The sequence below is a fragment of the Streptomyces sp. B1I3 genome, from assembly GCF_030816615.1.
Classification (GTDB): Bacteria; Actinomycetota; Actinomycetes; order Streptomycetales; family Streptomycetaceae; genus Streptomyces.
Genome location: NZ_JAUSYD010000001.1, coordinates 5,608,411 through 5,625,891, shown reverse-complemented (window position 1 = coordinate 5,625,891; position 17,481 = coordinate 5,608,411). Strand labels below are relative to the sequence as shown.

Sequence of the window (17,481 nt, the reverse complement as noted above, 5' to 3'; positions counted from 1 at the left end):
GGCGGACGCGGGGACGGGCCGGACGCACCAGACATGCGCTCGCCCACGGCCCCGCTCATTCCGCCAGACCCGCGGCCAGCAGTTCGACGAAGCCGACGTTCTCCCGCGCCACGCCGAAGACCTCGGCGCGCTGCAAAGTGCGCTCGGCCCAGGCGCGGTGCGGTTTCACCTCGTTCATCTTGTTCGTGTACGCGGACCGCAGCACTCCGCCGCCACCCCGCTCGGGCCGCAGGATGTCCTGCGCGTCGCAGTACTCCTCGTGACTGACGACGGACAGTGCGTGCACGGGCAGGACGTGGGAGGGATGGATGCACGTCTTGCCGAGCAGTCCGTTGGCCCGGTCGAGCTCGATCTCACGCAGCAACCCGTCCAGGTCGTGCTCGATGAGGGCGGTGCGCAGCGCCTCGGCCCGTCCCATGAAGGGGCTGCGGCGCAGCTGGGGCTTGAACATGCGCTCCTGGAGGCGGAAGTACTCCCACACGGGCCCGGTGATGGTGAACCCGGTGCCGTCGGCCCGGCCCAGCACGTTGACGACGTCGCCGATGACCGCGCCGACGATCTGCACGTCGTAGGCCGTCATGTCGGGGGCCCTGCGCAGACCGTACGCCGAGCAGAAGTCGGTGACGCCGAGTCGCAGCGCGAGGATCCGCTCCCGGTACCTGTCGACGGTGCGGGCGATCCCCCGGAGGGAGTCGTGCCGGCTCTCCAGGTGCAGCAGTTCGGGAGATTCGAGCACGGGCATGGCGAACAACCTCTGTCCGCCTGACACTTCGGCTGCGGTGAGGGCCTCCAGGAACAGCTCTCCCCGTTCTTCCGTGAATTTGGGAAGTACGAATCCGGACAACAATCGGACGGAGCTGCCGAGGCGCTTCACGAGGTCCGTGATCTGCTCCGGTTCACGCACCCTGATGAAGAGCAGCGGCACGGCGGCGGCCCGCTCCTCGAGGTCGGCGAACTGTTGGACCAGATTCGCCTCGGCACCCACCACCTCGGCGTCGTCGATGGAATCCTCCAGGCAGAGCACCATGGAGACCACTCCCCGACCGGCGAGTTTGATCACGTCGTCGGCGAGCCGGGGCCGGGTGGCGGGGCTGTAAAGGGTGGCCCCCAGAGCCGCCGACAGCAGGCGGGCGGAGGAGTCCGCGCTGAATTCGCACGGCTCCTCGAAGAACAGGCCCTTCCGGGCGACGGGCGAGATGTGCCCGAAATGACGCATGTGATTCCCCCGTACTGCCTGAGAGGCCGGACAACGTATGGCCGGTAATAGTACGTTCGGAGAGGTGTCGACGGTTCCCCGGCCGTATGAACTTCGGGTAACCCGGCCATTTCTCACGCTCTTCGCGGCGCGCCTGTGTGCCTGCCCCGAACACCCCCTGGCCTACTGGTGCCGACCCCCACGTTGTCCGGGCGGCCCCCCAGCAGGCAGGATGACCGGCATGACGCACGCGATGCTGAAGGGCTCGAACGTCCCTCTCGACGCCATGGCCGTACGGGCCGTGCTGCGCTGGACCCCCGGCGCCGGGGTTCCGGATGTGGATGCCTCCGCCCTGTTGCTCGATGCCTCCGGCCGGGTGCGTTCGGACGAGGACTTCGTCTTCTACAACCAGCCGCGGCACCCGTCGGGCCTGGTACGCCGGCTGCCCAAGCGCAGCGTCCCCGGAGGGCTCACGGACACCATCGAGGCGGACCTCGCCGCGCTCGACCCCTCCGTGGATCAGGTGGTCATCGCCGCGTCCTGTGACGAGGCGGCGTTCGAGCAGGTCAGAGACCTGCGCATATCGCTGTACGACGCCGCCTCGGCGGACGGCGAGCCACTCGCGGTCTTCGACGTGCGGGCCGAGACCGGCGAGGAGAGCGCCATCATCTGCGGCGAGCTCTACCGGCGCGGTGAGGGCTGGAAGTTCCGCGCGGTGGGGCAGGGGTACCCGAACGGCCTGGTCGGGCTGGCCACCGCGTTCGGCATCTCGGTCGACGAGACGGAGGCCGCGGAGGACGCGGACCTGACGGCCGGGTCCGACGCGCCCGATCGGGATGCCACCGCGGCCGCTCCCGAGCCCGGCACCGACACCACGGCGGCTCCCGGGCCCTCTCCGGACGCGCAGGCCACGATCCAGCACCAGCAGCCCACGTACGGCTACCCCCAGCCCGCGTCGGCCCCCCAGCCGTCGTACGGCTACCCCCAGCCCGCGGGGGCGCCCCAGCCGTCGTACGGCTACCCCCAGCCCGCGTCGGCCCAGCCCGCCTACGGCTACCCGCAGCCCGCTGCCGCGGCGGCCCCCGCCGCCGACCCCAATTTCGTGCTGCCCCCGCAGGGCCCGCAGTTCCTCCGGTCCTGAGCCGGCACCGCGTCCGCCCTTCACGGCGGCCACTCAGGCCCGCGTCTTGTAGCCGCGTCCCCACTGCATGCCGAAGCCGTACATCCGGTCCAGCTCCGACTGGAAGCCGTACACGAATTTCACCTCGCGCCGCACGACCAGCTCGCCCTTGGAGTTGTCCACGGTGAACACGGCGCAGGAGCGGGCCTGCGGAGCGCGTTCGTCCAGTTCTATCTCGATCCGGGGGCCGTTGCCCGGGTAGAGCGTCACCTTGGCGTGCGTGCGGTCGAAGGCCGGGGTCTGGTCGTAGATGTACACGAAGAAGAGCAGCCGTTTGATGTCGTCGCGCTTGTCGAGGTTCACGTAGACCGTCTCGCCCGAGGGCGCCCCGAAGCGGTCGTCCCCGCTGAGCCGGACGTACGGCGGCGCGTGCAGGTCCCCGATGAGGTTGCCCAGCGGCTGCACCACGCCCCTGGTGCCGTCGGTCAGCTCGTACATGCAGCCCAGGTCCAGGTCGACGTTGACCATGCCCTGGGTGTGGGCCTGCACCACGTCGGGCTGGAAGAGCTTCAGCGGGCGCAGCAGCCTGCCGCCCTGCCTCGGCCTGCCTCCGATGTCGGAGGTGCGCATCCGCCACGACAGGTTGACGCGCAGGTTTCCCGACAGCGCACCCTGCTTCTTGAGTGAGACCGTGGCATTGCGCCGGGAGAGCACGATGGAGTTCGTCGCGGAGTTACCCGACTCGAACTGTGCCGCCCGCCCCGGCCACAGGCCGTCCCAGAAGCCCATCCCAACCCCCATACACCTCGGTACCGCCCGGTCCCGCCCCTACGCCGCACACCACTGCGGGGCGGCCACGGGCCGGGCCCGGGGCTTCCCGGAGAACCGCCGTCGTGGGCCGCCCCGCAGAGAGAGCGTTCCTCAATCCCTACCGTGTCACACCCCGGAAGGGACTTCCGCCTTGGAATCGGAGCTGTCGCCGCCGTCGCCACCGGCCGCGGCGATCGCCTTGTTGCGCCGCACCGAGGACCAGAAGGACCAGGCGATCAGAATGACCCCGACGGAGCCGGTGATGAGCTCGTTGATCTCGTACTGGATGGTGACGAGCAGGATGATCGACAGGGCGCCGATCGCGTAGTGCGCGCCGTGCTCCAGGTAGACGTAGTCGTCCAGCGTGCCCTGGCGGACGAGGTACACGGTGAGCGAACGGACGTACATGGCACCGATGCCGAGGCCGAGGGCCATCAGCACGATCTCGTTGGTGATGGCGAAGGCGCCGATGACGCCGTCGAACGAGAAGGACGCGTCGAGGACCTCGAGGTAGAGGAACATGAAGAAGGCGGCCTTGCCCGCGAGGACGACCGAGGAGACCGACTTACCGGCCTTCCTGGCCTCTTCCTCGGCCTCGTGCTCACGCTCCTCCTCCTCCTCGAGCTTGTTCTCGAAGAATCCGGAGAGACCGCCGACGACGAGGTACGTGATCAGACCGGCGATTCCCGACAGCAGGACGGTCTCCCCCTTGTCGGCGTGACCGCCACCGTGCTGGTGCGCGTGGGTCGCGAACGTGAGGGCCGCGATCAGCAGCACGACCAGCGCGACGCAGACCGACAGCATGTCGACCTTGCCGAGCTTGGCGAGCGGGCGCTCGATCCAGCGCAGCCACTGGATGTCACGGTCCTCGAAGATGAAGTCGAGGAAGATCATGAGCAGGAACATCCCACCGAAGGCGGCGATGGACGGGTGGGCGTCCGTCACCAGTTCCTTGTACCGCTCGGGGTCGTTGAAGGAGAGATCGACGGCCTCGATGGGTCCGAGTTTGGCGCTGATGGCCACGATCACGACGGGGAAGACCAGCCGCATGCCGAAGACCGCGATGAGCACACCGACGGTGAGGAAGATCTTCTGCCAGAAGGCACTCATCTTCTTCAGGATTCCGGCGTTGATCACCGCGTTGTCGAAGGACAGCGAGATCTCCAGGACCGACAGGATCGCTACGATGCCGAATGCCTGCCACCCCCCGTAGAACACCGCTGCGACCAGGCCGAGCGCGGTAATCGCGAACGACCAGCCGAAGGTTTTCAGAAGCACTGGCTACCCCATCGTGTAAGTAACGGGTCTCCCCCGGTGAGTACGGGGCTCCCCCGCGCCGTGCGCGGCTTTACGAAACGTTGACCCCGAAGTCTAGAGCGATGCCCCGGAGTCCCGACGCATACCCCTGCCCGACTGCACGGAACTTCCACTCCCCGCCGTACCGGTAGAGCTCACCGAAGATCATCGCCGTCTCCGTGGAAGCGTCCTCACTGAGGTCGTAGCGCGCGAGCTCCTGGCCGTCCGCCTGGTTCACCACGCGGATGAAGGCGTTGCTGACCTGGCCGAAGGTTTGCCCGCGGTTGTCGGCTTCATGGATCGAGACCGGGAAGAGGATCTTGTCGCAGTGCGCCGGCACCTGGGCGAGGTTCACGATGACCGACTCGTCGTCTCCCTCACCCTCACCGGTGAGGTTGTCGCCGGTGTGTTCGACGGAGCCGTCGGGGCTCGTGAGGTTGTTGTAGAACACGAACCATTCGTCACCGAGCACCCGGCCCGACTGGCACAGCAGCGCGCTGGCGTCGAGGTCGAAGTCGGCTCCCGTCGTGGATCGTGCGTCCCAGCCGAGCCCGACCAGCACCTGGGTGAGATTGGGTGCGGCCTTGGAGAGGGAGACGTTGCCTCCCTTGGCGAGCGTGACGCCCATGGTGTGTCCTCCCCGATTCGATGGACGTTCGTCGAGCGTGCGCGACCGGCGCCGCACATCGTGCGGCGCCGGGCGCGGTGGAGCCGGGGCCGTCATGCGGTCGACCGCACGGCCCCCGTGCGGCTCAGACGTTGACGCCGAAGTCCTGCGCGATGCCGCGCAGACCCGAGGCGTACCCCTGGCCGATGGCACGGAACTTCCACTCCGCGCCGTTGCGGTACAGCTCGCCGAAGACCATGGCGGTCTCCGTCGAGGCGTCCTCGCTCAGGTCGTAGCGCGCGAGCTCGCTGTTGTCCGCCTGGTTCACCACGCGGATGTACGCGTTGCGCACCTGGCCGAAGCTCTGCTGGCGGCTCTCGGCCTCGTAGATCGAAACCGGGAAGACGATCTTGTCGACGTCGGCCGGCACACCGGCCAGGTTGACCTTGATGACCTCGTCGTCGCCCTCGCCCTCACCGGTGAGGTTGTCACCGGTGTGCTCGACCGAGCCGTCGGGGCTCTTGAGGTTGTTGAAGAAGACGAAATTCCCGTCGCTGCCGACCTTGCCCTCGGCGTTCGTCAGCAGAGCGCTGGCGTCGAGGTCGAAGTCACCACCGGTGGTGGTACGGGCATCCCAGCCCAGACCGACGATGACCGCGGTCAGGTTCGGCGCGGCCTTGGTCAGCGAGACGTTGCCGCCCTTGCTGAGGCTGACTCCCACGAGTCCTCCAAAAGTGTTGAGAGGGCCGGCAGACACCAGCGCCCCCGTCGTGCGTGGCATCGGATCAACGATTCGATCCTAGTGACCGGTTCCCGGCCAAAACAGGCTTTTGGCCGGGTGCCGCCGGGAGAACCCCGCCATCCGGCCTCCCGCGGTCCCCGTACGGCCGCCGGGGATTCCTGTCCGGCTTCCGAGATCCGTTCCTGTCCGGCTTCCGAGGTCCGTCCGCCTCCGCGGATCCGAACGGCTTCCGCGGATCCGCCCGGCACCCGGAGATCCCCGGACGGCCACTTACGGGAGAACCCCGTACCACCGCTTCCGGAAACCCCCGGCTGCCCGCCCGGAAGTCCCGGTCAGAGCGAGTCGAGCGCCTTGACGTAGTCGTTCAGGTCACGCGCGTCCGGCAGGCCGTTGACGACGCTCCAGCGCACCACGCCCTTCTTGTCGATGATGAAGGTGCCGCGCACCGCGCAGCCCTTCTCCTCGTCGAAGACGCCGTACGCCCGTGACACCTCGCCGTGCGGCCAGAAGTCCGAGAGCAGCGGGTACTCCAGGCCCTCCTGCTCGGCGAAGACGCGCAGGGTGTGGATGGAGTCGTTGGAGACGGCGAGCAGCTGGGTGTCGTCGTTCTCGAACCGCGGCAGCTCGTCACGGAGCGCGCAGAGTTCACCGGTGCAGACACCGGTGAAGGCGAACGGGTAGAAGAGCAGCACCACGTTCTTCTCACCGCGGAAGTCGGAGAGCTTCACGGTGCGTCCGTGGTTGTCCTTCAGTTCGAAATCCGGAGCCGGCGTGTCTACCTCGATCGCCATGAGAACGCGTCCTTTCGCAAACGTCACCACTTCCCCGGGCCGATCCGGCCGGGTCGCACCCACCCTACGCAGCGCCCGCCGGCGGGTTCCCGGAGGTACCGCGCGGGCGCCCTCGCGGACGTACGAAGGCCCCCGGCGGCGTGTTGCCGTCAGGGGCCTTCGGTGATGTGAATCGTTCAGCGCTTGGCCTTGGCCCCCTTGGGAGTGACCAGACGGCTGCCCGTCCAGTCCTTGCCCGCGCTGATGCTCTTGGTCTGGGCGAGACCAGCGGTCTGGGCAGCCTCGTTGATGTCGCTCGGTTCGACGTATCCGTCGCGGCCGGTCTTGGGCGTCAGCAGCCAGACCGCCCCACCGTCCTCGATCAGACCAATGGCATCCACCAGCGCGTCCGTAAGGTCGCCGTCCTCGTCGCGGAACCAGAGCAGGACGACGTCAGCGACGTCGTCGTAGTCCTCGTCGACGAGTTCCTGGCCGATTGTGGCCTCAATGCCCTCACGGAGCTCCTGCTCGACGTCGTCGTCGTAGCCGATCTCCTGGACCACCTGTCCGGGCTCGAACCCAAGCCTTGCGGCCGTGTTGGTCCGTTCCTCCGCGTGGTCCGCGGTCGCGCTCACGGGTTGCCTCCTGATCATGTTTCGGAAAATGCTTCAGCCACGCGCGTGCGCGGGGCGTTGGCCGTAGTCCACACGGGCTCGGCGAATCGCGCAAGTACCCGGCGTCCGAGACCGCCTATACGGTGACGTTCCCTGCCACGTCGCCGCAAGCTCCGGCACGTCTCCTGCGGGGCCCGGCACGGTGTCCGGACCCTTTACGTCCTTCCTCAGCTTATGCCGTTTCGGTCCGCCATTCGGAGTCGAACAGCCTTTGGGAACGCATGGCCGGGTTGGGCGTATGGTTGCGGTTTGGGCCGGGGCGCCGTCACGTTGCTGTTGATTCGTGCCCGCATCGGCGTCCGTGAACCGTGTGGTTACCCCACAGTAGAGATGACGTCGAAGCCCTCGCGGTACACGATGGAGGCGGCGTACACCAGCCTTCCGGGGGCAGGCCCCCCGAATCAGGCCCGAAGGGCATCACCGACCAGCGAAGGAACAGCGTGGCTTCCGGATCCGATCGCACCCCGATCATCATTGGCGGCCTTCCCAGCCAGGTCCCGGACTTCGACCCGGAAGAGACCCAGGAATGGCTCGACTCCCTCGACGCGGCCGTGGACGAGCGAGGCCGTGAGCGGGCCCGCTATCTGATGCTCCGGCTCATCGAGCGTGCGCGCGAGAAGCGCGTCGCCGTGCCGGAGATGCGCAGCACGGACTACGTGAACACGATCGCCACGAAGGACGAGCCGTTCTTCCCCGGCGACGAGGAGATCGAGCGCAAGATCCTCAACGCGACCCGCTGGAACGCGGCGGTGATGGTCTCGCGCGCCCAGCGGCCCGGGATCGGCGTCGGCGGGCACATCGCCACCTTCGCGTCCTCCGCCTCGCTGTACGACGTGGGCTTCAACCACTTCTTCCGCGGCAAGGACGACGGCCGCGGCGGCGACCAGATCTTCTTCCAGGGACACGCGTCCCCCGGCATCTACGCCCGCGCCTTCCTGCTCGACCGGCTGAGCGAGGCGCAGCTCGACGGCTTCCGGCAGGAGAAGTCGAAGGCGCCGAACGCCCTGTCCAGCTACCCGCACCCCCGGTCGATGCCGGACTTCTGGGAGTTCCCGACGGTGTCGATGGGCCTGGGCCCGCTCGGCGCGATCTACCAGGCGCGGATGAACCGCTACATGCAGGCGCGCGGTATCGCCGACACCTCCGAGTCGCACGTCTGGGCCTATCTGGGCGACGGCGAGATGGACGAGCCGGAGTCGCTCGGCCAGCTCTCCATCGCCGCCCGTGAGGGTCTGGACAACCTCACCTTCGTGGTCAACTGCAACCTGCAGCGCCTGGACGGCCCGGTGCGCGGCAACGGCAAGATCATTCAGGAGCTGGAGTCGCAGTTCCGGGGCGCCGGCTGGAACGTCATCAAACTGGTCTGGGACCGCACCTGGGACCCGCTGCTCGCCCAGGACCGCACGGGCATCCTGGTCAACAAGCTGAACACCACCCCGGACGGCCAGTTCCAGACGTACGCGACCGAGACCGGCGCGTACATCCGCGAGCACTTCTTCGGCGACGACCCGCGGCTGCGCGACATGGTCAAGGACATGTCCGACCAGCAGATCCTGCACCTGGGCCGCGGCGGTCACGACCACCGGAAGGTCTACGCGGCGTACGCGGCGGCCAAGGCCCACAAGGGCCAGCCGACCGTCATCCTGGCGCAGACGGTCAAGGGCTGGACGCTCGGCCCGAACTTCGAGGGCCGCAACGCGACCCATCAGATGAAGAAGCTGACGGCGGAGGACCTCAAGCGCTTCCGCGACCGGCTGCACCTCCCGATCTCCGACAACCAGCTGGAGGACGGCAACCCGCCGTACTACCACCCGGGCCGCGACTCGGAGGAGATCCAGTACATGCACGACCGGCGCAAGGGGCTGGGCGGCTACGTCCCGACGCGCGTCGTGCGGGCGAAGCCGCTGCCCCTCCCCGACGAGAAGGCGTACGCGACCGCGAAGAAGGGCTCCGGACAGCAGTCGATCGCCACCACCATGGCGTTCGTCCGTGTCCTGAAGGACCTCATGCGGGACAAGGAGATCGGCAAGCGCTTCGTGCTGATCGCGCCCGACGAGTACCGCACCTTCGGCATGGACGCGTTCTTCCCGAGCGCGAAGATCTACAACCCGCTGGGTCAGCAGTACGAGTCGGTGGACCGCGAGCTGCTCCTCGCGTACAAGGAGTCGCCGACCGGGCAGATGCTGCACGACGGCATCTCCGAGGCGGGCTGCACGGCCTCGCTGATCGCCGCGGGTTCCGCGTACGCCACGCACGGCGAGCCGCTGATCCCGGTGTACGTCTTCTACTCGATGTTCGGTTTCCAGCGCACCGGTGACCAGTTCTGGCAGATGGCCGACCAGCTGTCGCGCGGCTTCGTGCTGGGGGCGACCGCCGGCCGTACGACGCTGACCGGCGAGGGTCTCCAGCACGCGGACGGCCACTCGCAGCTGCTCGCTTCCACGAACCCGGCCTGTGTCTCCTACGACCCGGCGTTCGGGTACGAGATCGCGCACATCGTCAAGGACGGTCTGCGCAGGATGTACGGCGAGGACAGTGAGGACGTCTTCTACTACCTCACCGTCTACAACGAGCCGATCCAGCATCCGGCCGAGCCCGCCGACGTGGACGTCGAGGGCATCCTCGCGGGCGTGCACCGCTACCGCGCCGGCGAGAAGGGCCGGATCCCGGCCCAGATCATGGCGTCCGGCGTGGCGGTCCCGTGGGCGGTCGAGGCGCAGCGGATCCTCGCCGACGAGTGGGACGTGAAGGCGGACGTCTGGTCGGCGACCTCCTGGAACGAGCTGCGCCGCGAGGCCGTGGACGTGGAGCGGTACAACCTGCTCCACCCGGAGGAGGAGCAGCGTGTCCCGTACGTGACGCGGAAGCTCTCCGGCAGCGAGGGTCCCTTCGTGGCGGTCTCGGACTGGATGCGTGCGGTGCCCGACCAGATCGCGCGCTGGGTGCCCGGCGCCTACCAGTCGCTGGGCGCGGACGGCTTCGGCTTCGCCGACACCCGGGGGGCGGCCCGCCGCTTCTTCCACATCGACGCGCAGTCGATCGTGCTCGCGGTGCTCACCGAGCTCGGCAAGGAGGGCAAGATCGACCGTTCGGCGCTGAAGACGGCCGTCGACCGGTACGCGCTCCTGGACGTGGCCGCGGCCGACCCCGGCCCGGCCGGTGGCGACGCGTAACGACGCGGTGTCCACGAAGGGCGGCGGGCCTCATGGGTCCCGCCGCCCTTCGGTGTCTCCCGGGCCGCTCAGCTCTCCCAGATCTTGAAGGCCCGCACCGTGTACGGGGAGCGGGGGACCCAGGTGCCGCCGCCCGGGTACGTCTCGAATTCGCCGGTCTCGGCGCATTCGGCCGACTGGAAGGTGGTGACGGGCCGGCCGGTGCGGTTGACGAGGGCCTGTGCGGTGCCGCCGGACGCCAGCGGTACGCAGCTCTCGATGTCGACGGTGGACAGCTCATGGGTCTGCACGGCGCCCGTGAAGCCTGGCTCCGCCCACAGGCAGAGCTGCCCGGACCCGCACGGCGCGAGCCCCGCGGGAGCGGTGCGCGGGGCGCTGCGGGAGTGTTCCTGCCCGGCGGCGGGCCCGTGGTGCGCCTCGGGCGCGGTGCCGGCCAGGGCGGTGGCCGGGACGAGTGCGGTGGCCGCCAGGGTGGCGGCGAGAACGGTCGTGCGCATGGTGGATCAACCCCCGTGGTCGAGTGCATCGATGTCCGCACTCTGACCTGCGGACCGGTGCACCGGGAAGGGGCGGGGCAGCGGACCACCCTGATAGGCGACAGCCCCGCCGGTCCTGCCCGGCGGGGCTGTCGGATGCGCTGTGTTGACGCTTCCGCGGCGTGACGCGCCGGCTGCGCGCCGGGCGTACGCGCGGGAGCCCGGGGCGGTCAGATGTGGCCGGCCCCCATGCCTGCCTCGGCGTTCACGCCGCGCTTGGTGAGCATGGCGACCAGGGCCGCGACCACCGCGACGATTCCGGCGACCATGAACGCGGAGCTCATCCCCGACACGAACGTGTCATGGGCGACGCCCGCGATCTTCGCCGCGACCTCCGGCGGCGTACCGGGTGCCACCGGCGGCATACCGACCTTGATGGCCGAGGACGCCTGTTCCAGCTGGGCCGCGTCCACCGGCGGAAGCTCCGCCGCCTTCCAGTTGTCGTCGAGCTTCGCGTCGACCTGGGCGGCCATGACGGCGCCCAGGACAGCCGTGCCGAGGCTGCCACCGACCTGCATCGCGGCCTGCTGCAGCCCGCCCGCGACACCGGAGAGCTCCATCGGGGCGTTGCCCACGATGACCTCGGTGGCGCCGACCATGACCGGTGCCAGACCGAGGCCGAGCAGCGCGAACCAGAGCGACATGGTGAGTGTGCCCGTGCCGATGGTCAGCTGCGACATGCCGAACATGGCGATCGCGACGGACACCATGCCGCCGACCAGCGGGACCCGGGGACCGAACTTGGTGATCGCGGCGCCGGCGAGCGGCGAGCCGACGATCATCATGCCGGTGAGCGGGAGCAGGTGCAGACCGCTGTCGACCGGGCTCATGCCGTGGACGTTCTGGAGGTAGAAGGTGACGAAGAACAGGCCGCCCATGAAGGCGAACGCCATCAGCACCATGAGGACCACCCCGGCCGAGAGCGGCACGGAGCGGAACATGGCCAGCGGGATCAGCGGCTCGCGGACGTTCTTCTGGGAGAGCGCGAACACGAAGAACAGGACCACGGCGGCGCCGAGGAATCCGAGGGTCTTGGGGTCGCCCCAGCCCCACTCGGAGCCCTTGATCAGCGACCAGATCAGACAGAACATCGCCTGCGACAGCAGCATGATCCCGCCGATGTCGAACGACTTCGGCGCGTTCTCGGCGCGGTGGTCCCTGAGGATCACCAGACCGAAGACGAGCGCGATCACGCCGACCGGCACGTTGATGAAGAAGACGGACTGCCAGCTGACGTGCTCGACGAGCACGCCGCCGAGGATGGGACCGCCCGCGGTCGACGCGCCGATCACCATGCCCCAGATGCCGATGGCCATGTTCAGCTTCTCGGCGGGGAAGGTGGCGCGCAGCAGACCGAGCGCCGCCGGCATCAGCAGGGCGCCGAAGAGGCCCTGGAGCACGCGGAAGACGATCACCAGGGTCACGCTGTCGGAGAGGCCGATGGCCGCCGACGCGGCGGCGAATCCCGCGATGCCCACCAGGAAGGTCTGACGGTGGCCGAAGCGGTCACCGAGCTTTCCCGCGGTGATCAGGGAGACCGCGAGGGCCAGCATGTAGCCGTTGGTTATCCACTGGACGTCGGCGAGCGAGGCCTTGAGGTCCTGCTGGATGGCGGGGTTGGCGATCGCGACGATCGTGCCGTCGAGCGCCACCATCATCACGCCGATGGCGACCGCGAACAGCGTCAGCCAGGGATGGCCGCGCAGCCCTTTCGCCGGTGCGGGAACACGGGTGTCTTCGGGCTCCCGCGGCGCCTTCTCGACAGTGGTCTGACTAGTCATGCGCAGGAGATTAGTGTCAGCCACTGACAGTTAACAAACCAATTCACATGACAGTAACTGTCACGTAGCTCACAGGTAGGCTGAGCCGGTCAAAGCGGCAGAAAGAGGTCCGGTACGTGACGCGCAGGCAGACTTCCGGGGTGCTCCCGTCCGGGACTCCGACCGGATTGCGTGAACGCAAGAAACAGCGCACGCGCGAGGCCCTGTTGCACGCCGCTCTCGAACTCTTCGCCGCCCAGGGGTACGAGCGGACCACGGTCGACGAGATCGCCGAGGCCGTCGAGGTCTCCCAGCGCACCTTCTTCCGCCACTTCGCGAACAAGGAGGCGGCCGCCTTCGCCGTCCAGGAGTCGGTGGAGGCGCGCTTCCTCACGGAGTTGCGTCAACGTCCCGCCGGCGAGGCCCCGTTCGAGGCACTGCGCCGGGCCGCGCTGAACGCCTGGAACAGCATCGCCGAGGCCGTCGAAGGGGACGTCACGGTCGAACTCCAGATGCGTACCTACCGGATGATCGAATCGACGCCCGCGCTGCTCGCCGCGCACCTGCGGCGCAGTGTCGACCTCGAGGTGCAGACCGCCCGGCTGATCGCGGAGCGTGAGGGGCTGGACCCGGAGACCGATCCGCGCCCCAGGGTGGCCGTCGCCGCGTTCTCCGGGGTGATGCGGCTGACCGGACAGCTCTGGGGCCGGCGGCAGGACGGCGGTGTCGACGCGCTCCGCCAGTTGACCGAACTCCACCTGGACCACCTCGGACCTGCGCTGTCGGGCAACTGGCGCGCCGCTTAGGCGAACCGCACAACTGTGCCGTACGCCTCGGCGCGTCGTCATGGCCGAACTCACAAGGCCGCGGCTTCCGTCGGGCGCCGTAGCGGGATCCGGGCGCATGCCGGGGCGCCGGGGCAGCGCGTTGTGGGCGCGCCGTACACACGGTGTGACAATGCGACGTCGAATCCCCGCGGTCGGGTGATCTGTGTCACCCCTGCGACGACCGCTCCCGCACGTCTCCTAGGGTGGGGCGCAGTGACCTCCTTCGACTCCTCCCCCACGCTCACCGCCTGGCGCGCGCTGCTCGCCGTCGCGGTCGTGTTCGTGATGCTGGCGACCACCGGGTGGACCGCCGTGCGTCATCAGCACGCGTCCGGACCGCGCGAGACCGCGCTCGCTTCCTGGGCGAGGGACCGGATAGCCGGTCACGCACTCCCCGACGCGGACGCGCCCGCCTACCGCCTCGCCCACTTCTTCGCGACGCTCACGACGGGCCAGCAGGTAGCGCTGACCGACAGGTACCCGCTGGTGGTGGGCAACATGAACGGCGCCCCCGTCACCCTTCGCTACCGGGCCAACCGGAAGGCACTGCTGCGGGCGAAGGCCGAGGAGCTGCGGCGGACGCGGGACGCGGGACTCTCACCCGACGGCCGCGGTCAGGCCCTGCGCCGGGTTGAACGCTTCAGGTCGCTGCTCGCCGGCGACCGGCAGATCCTCTCCTTCGACCCGGCCGGCCGGGGTCGCGCGGCCGAGGTCTTCGGCGACCTGGACCGGGCCGAGCGGGTCTCGGTCGTCGTCCCCGGGGTCGACACGAATCTGCTGACGCTGGAGCGCACCGGCCACAAGCAGAACGCGGCGCCCGTCGGCATGGCGCAGTCGCTGTACGGCGCCGAACGCTCCACCCGCCCCGGTGCGCGTACGGCGGTCATCGCGTGGGCGGACTACACGGCGCCCGCCGGGATCGGGATGGACGCCGCGCTGGGAAGACTGGCGGCGGTCGGGGCGGGGCGGCTGAACGCACTCGTGGCCGCCCTGCCGGGCACCTCGGCCGTCTCGCTGTTCTGCCACAGCTACGGCTCCGTGCTGTGCGGCCTCGCCGCACGTGAGCTGCCGTCCCGGGTGTCCGACATCGCGGTCGCGGGAAGTCCCGGGATGCGGGCGGACAGCGTGGGCGCACTGCACACCCGGGCCCGGGTGTGGGCGATGCGGGACGGCGACGACTGGATCAAGGACGTGCCGAACATGGCGGTCGGAGGGCTCGGCCACGGGGCCGACCCGGTCGATCCGGGGTTCGGTGCCCGCATCGTGTCGGCCGCCGGCGCCATCGGCCACAGCGGCTATTTCGAGCCGGGAACCCGAAGTCTCAGCAACTTCGCGGCCATCGGCGTGGGGGCGTACGACGCGGTCAGCTGCGCGGGCGCCGACCCCGCGTGTCACCGCCGGACCTCCGGCGCACCGATCTTGGGACACGCGTAGGGACAGGCCGACGCGCGTAGAGAACGGTGGACGGTCGTGCCGGGATTGCCGGTGACCGAGGGGGGACGTGCGGGCCCGAGCCGCATACGATGAGGCACATGGGTGATGTGCTGGCCGGAATTCAAGCCACCTGGGAGTTCGACACCGACTCCGTGCTCATCCGCTTCGAACGGGGGATCCGCTCGCCGAGGCTCTTGCAGAGTCTGCGTGAGCGCCGCATTCCGTACGCGGCGTTGTCGTCGGTGACGCTGACCCCGGGCAAGCGGGGCACGGTGGTCCTGCACGCGGTGCCGAGGCGCGGTGCCGACCCGCTGTTGGAGGCCGCGGCGGGACAGCTCAAGGAGGGGTGTGACCCCTACCGGCTGGTGCTGCCCGCGGAAAGCGAGACGCTCGCCGATTACTACGCGGCCGAGCTGCGGGCCCTGCTGGAGCCGGACGCCTCCCTGCCTGCCGACCGGTTCCTGGTCACGGCTCCCGACGCGCCGCTGCAGTTCAAGGCGTACGACGGCCGGGCCGCCTTCGACGGGGCCCGGGTCTCCTTCCGGTGGTTCCGCACGGGTGCGTCCAGCGCCAAGTGGAAGGCGGGTGACCAGACGTTCCCCGTGACGGAGCTCGGCGGGGTCGAGTGGCGCTCGCCCGAGGCGTTCGAAGGCTATCTGCGGCTCGTGCCCCGCGGCGCGGCGACGGAGCACGGCCCCGACGGCCCGGGAGCTCCCGGCCGCATACCGGGGGCGGACGCGGCGCCGGCCGGCCCGAACCCGGCCGCCAAGGCGGACCAGGACCCCGCCGCCGTCGTGTTCGGCGTGGGCTACGGGCCGGTGCACGAGTCGCTCCCCTTCGCCGCCGCCGTGCTGGCAGCGGTACGCAGGACCCAGCCGGCACCGGTCCCGGCGGCGCCCGTCACCGTCGGTGGCCAGCGCCCTCATCCGGCGGACATCGCCGAGCGCATACGGCACCTGGGGGAACTGCACGAGGCCGGCCTGGTGACGGACGACGAGTACAGCGCCAAGAAGGCCCAGCTCCTCGCGGAGCTGTAGGCCCTCCCGGCCCGGACGTCATTCCCGGGCCGTCGCCGTGCTGCTCATGTCGGGGTACCGGTCCCCCGCCACCCCGTCCGCGATGGGCTCCAGCTGCGCGAGCTCCTCCTCGGTCAGGATCAGCCGGGTCGCCGCGACGTTCTCCAGCAGCCGGCTGCGCTTACGCGTGCCGGGGATCGGCACCACGGCCAGGCCGTGCACCTGGGCCCGCTGCTGCACCCACGCCAGGGCCACCTGGGCGGCCGACGCCCCGTGCGCCGCCGCGATCTTGTGGACGGGCTCCAGCAGGGCGGCGTTCGTCCTCGCGTTGTCGCCCGAGAAACGCGGCTGGTGCTTGCGGAAGTCGTCCTCGGCCAGGTCCTTGGTCGCGTCCGTGAACGCCCCGGTCAGGAAGCCGCGGCCGAGCGGCGAGTACGGCACGAGGGTCACCCCGAGCTCGACGGCCGCCGGTACGGCGCTGCGCTCCACGTCACGGCTGAAGAGCGACCACTCGGACTGCAGGGCGGCGATCGGGTGCACGGCGTGCGCCTCACGGAGCTCCGCCCCGGTCACCTCGCTCAGACCGAGCTGCTTGACCTTGCCCTGCTCGACCAGCTCGGCCATCGCGCCGACCGACTCGGCGAGCGGGACCTGCGGGTCGCGCCGGTGCATGTAGTACAGGTCGATGACGTCGGTGTCCAGCCGCCGCAGGCTGGCCTCGACGGCCTCGCGAATGTACGCGGGATCGTTGCGCACCCCCCGGTAGTGCGGGTCGTCGGTCCGCTCGATGGCGAACTTCGTGGCGAGCGTGATCTCGTCACGGTGGGCGCCGGCGAACGGCGCGAGGAACGTCTCGTTCGCGCCGCGCCCGTAGACGTCGGCGGTGTCGAAGAGGGTGACGCCGGCTTCCAGCGCGGCCTCCAGGGTGTCCCGGGCGGCGGCCTCGTCGGTGCCCCCGTAGAACTCGCTGATCCCCATGCAGCCGAGCCCCTGCACGCCTACCTGCGGGCCTCCCGTGCCGAGCTCCACGGTCGCGATCCTCTGCGTGTTCTCACTCATGTCGTCAGGCCCCTTTCCGGTGCCCTGCGGGCGCCGGCGTAAAAGTCGATCTTGAAGTCGAGTACGGCGAGCGTGTCCTGCAGTTCCGCGATCCGGGTCCGGACGTCACGGCGGGTCGCCTCCAGGAGCTCCTGCCGCTCCTCGAAGGTGTGGTCGCCCTCGCGGAGCAGTTCCGCGTACCGGACCATGTCGGCGACCGGCATTCCTGTCAGCCGCAGCTTGCCCACGAACGCCAGCCAGTCCAGGTCGCGGTTGGTGAAGCGGCGCTGGCCCGTATGCGAACGGTCGACGTGCGGCATCAACCCGATCCGCTCGTACCAGCGCAGCGTGTGCGCGGTGAGGCCGGTGAAGGCGGCGACCTCGCTGATGGTGTAGCGGTCCTGGCCCTCGGGTCGCGGATGCGCCCGAGGGGCCGACGCGCAGATGTCCGTCCGTGCGGAAGTGCTGTCCATCACCGTCATG

Annotated in this window: 16 protein-coding genes; 5 read left to right on the top strand and 11 right to left on the bottom strand. The window is 69.5% G+C overall.

Annotation, left to right across the window (positions count from 1 at the left end; all coding sequences use genetic code 11):
- Nucleotides 1-55 precede the first annotated feature (55 nt).
- Nucleotides 56-1,216 carry an HpcH/HpaI aldolase/citrate lyase family protein gene (locus QFZ58_RS25570; protein ID WP_307127235.1) on the bottom strand — a complete coding sequence of 387 codons (1,161 nt, stop codon included), beginning with the start codon at nucleotides 1,214-1,216 and terminating at the stop codon, nucleotides 56-58.
- A gap of 211 nt (nucleotides 1,217-1,427) precedes the next feature.
- Between QFZ58_RS25570 and QFZ58_RS25565 the strand changes: the two genes are divergently transcribed.
- Nucleotides 1,428-2,336: a TerD family protein gene (locus QFZ58_RS25565; RefSeq protein WP_307127234.1), complete on the top strand. Its 909-nt coding sequence runs from the start codon at nucleotides 1,428-1,430 to the stop codon at nucleotides 2,334-2,336.
- A 33-nt stretch (nucleotides 2,337-2,369) separates the two neighbouring features.
- Here QFZ58_RS25565 and QFZ58_RS25560 read toward each other — a convergent pair whose 3' ends face one another.
- From QFZ58_RS25560 to QFZ58_RS25535, 6 genes are all read right to left on the bottom strand, one after another.
- Nucleotides 2,370-3,104, bottom strand: coding sequence for a Tellurium resistance (locus QFZ58_RS25560; RefSeq protein WP_307127233.1), 735 nt, complete (start codon nucleotides 3,102-3,104; stop codon nucleotides 2,370-2,372).
- A gap of 147 nt (nucleotides 3,105-3,251) precedes the next feature.
- The gene (locus tag QFZ58_RS25555; protein ID WP_307127232.1) at nucleotides 3,252-4,403 is read right to left on the bottom strand and encodes a DUF475 domain-containing protein; all 1,152 of its coding nucleotides are present in this window, start codon (nucleotides 4,401-4,403) and stop codon (nucleotides 3,252-3,254) included.
- A gap of 70 nt (nucleotides 4,404-4,473) precedes the next feature.
- Entirely contained in the window at nucleotides 4,474-5,049 is a 576-nt protein-coding gene (locus QFZ58_RS25550; protein WP_307127231.1) for a TerD family protein, read from the bottom strand.
- Between the two features lie 124 nt (nucleotides 5,050-5,173).
- Nucleotides 5,174-5,749, bottom strand: coding sequence for a TerD family protein (locus QFZ58_RS25545; RefSeq protein WP_124276684.1), 576 nt, complete (start codon nucleotides 5,747-5,749; stop codon nucleotides 5,174-5,176).
- Between the two features lie 353 nt (nucleotides 5,750-6,102).
- On the bottom strand, nucleotides 6,103-6,561 hold the full coding sequence (locus tag QFZ58_RS25540; protein WP_307127230.1) for a peroxiredoxin: 459 nt from the start codon (nucleotides 6,559-6,561) through the stop codon (nucleotides 6,103-6,105).
- A gap of 176 nt (nucleotides 6,562-6,737) precedes the next feature.
- Nucleotides 6,738-7,175: a DUF3052 domain-containing protein gene (locus QFZ58_RS25535; protein ID WP_056784969.1), complete on the bottom strand. Its 438-nt coding sequence runs from the start codon at nucleotides 7,173-7,175 to the stop codon at nucleotides 6,738-6,740.
- A gap of 479 nt (nucleotides 7,176-7,654) precedes the next feature.
- Here QFZ58_RS25535 and aceE point away from each other — a divergent pair, with 479 nt between their 5' ends.
- On the top strand, nucleotides 7,655-10,387 hold the full coding sequence (gene aceE / locus QFZ58_RS25530) for a pyruvate dehydrogenase (acetyl-transferring), homodimeric type (RefSeq protein ID WP_307127229.1): 2,733 nt from the start codon (nucleotides 7,655-7,657) through the stop codon (nucleotides 10,385-10,387).
- Nucleotides 10,388-10,455: 68 nt separating this feature from the next.
- Here aceE and QFZ58_RS25525 read toward each other — a convergent pair whose 3' ends face one another.
- Together QFZ58_RS25525 and QFZ58_RS25520 are read right to left on the bottom strand one after the other, a co-directional pair.
- Nucleotides 10,456-10,884 (bottom strand): peptidase inhibitor family I36 protein, encoded by a 429-nt coding sequence (locus QFZ58_RS25525; protein ID WP_307127228.1) that lies wholly within the window; start codon nucleotides 10,882-10,884, stop codon nucleotides 10,456-10,458.
- A 209-nt stretch (nucleotides 10,885-11,093) separates the two neighbouring features.
- Nucleotides 11,094-12,704, bottom strand: a complete 1,611-nt coding sequence (locus tag QFZ58_RS25520) for an MFS transporter (protein ID WP_307127227.1) — start codon at nucleotides 12,702-12,704, stop codon at nucleotides 11,094-11,096.
- 116 nt (nucleotides 12,705-12,820) lie between these two features.
- Between QFZ58_RS25520 and QFZ58_RS25515 the strand changes: the two genes are divergently transcribed.
- From QFZ58_RS25515 to QFZ58_RS25505, 3 genes are all read left to right on the top strand, one after another.
- Nucleotides 12,821-13,489, top strand: coding sequence for a TetR/AcrR family transcriptional regulator (locus tag QFZ58_RS25515; RefSeq protein ID WP_307127226.1), 669 nt, complete (start codon nucleotides 12,821-12,823; stop codon nucleotides 13,487-13,489).
- Between the two features lie 234 nt (nucleotides 13,490-13,723).
- Nucleotides 13,724-14,944: an alpha/beta hydrolase gene (locus tag QFZ58_RS25510; protein ID WP_307127225.1), complete on the top strand. Its 1,221-nt coding sequence runs from the start codon at nucleotides 13,724-13,726 to the stop codon at nucleotides 14,942-14,944.
- A 98-nt stretch (nucleotides 14,945-15,042) separates the two neighbouring features.
- Nucleotides 15,043-15,981, top strand: coding sequence for a DUF4429 domain-containing protein (locus QFZ58_RS25505; RefSeq protein WP_307127224.1), 939 nt, complete (start codon nucleotides 15,043-15,045; stop codon nucleotides 15,979-15,981).
- 18 nt (nucleotides 15,982-15,999) lie between these two features.
- Here QFZ58_RS25505 and QFZ58_RS25500 read toward each other — a convergent pair whose 3' ends face one another.
- Both QFZ58_RS25500 and QFZ58_RS25495 read right to left on the bottom strand, forming a co-directional pair.
- Nucleotides 16,000-17,019, bottom strand: a complete 1,020-nt coding sequence (locus QFZ58_RS25500; protein WP_307127223.1) for an aldo/keto reductase — start codon at nucleotides 17,017-17,019, stop codon at nucleotides 16,000-16,002.
- Nucleotides 17,016-17,480, bottom strand: coding sequence for a MerR family transcriptional regulator (locus QFZ58_RS25495; protein ID WP_307127222.1), 465 nt, complete (start codon nucleotides 17,478-17,480; stop codon nucleotides 17,016-17,018). The genes QFZ58_RS25500 and QFZ58_RS25495 overlap by 4 nt, the downstream gene beginning before the upstream one ends.
- Nucleotide 17,481: the final 1 nt, after the last annotated feature.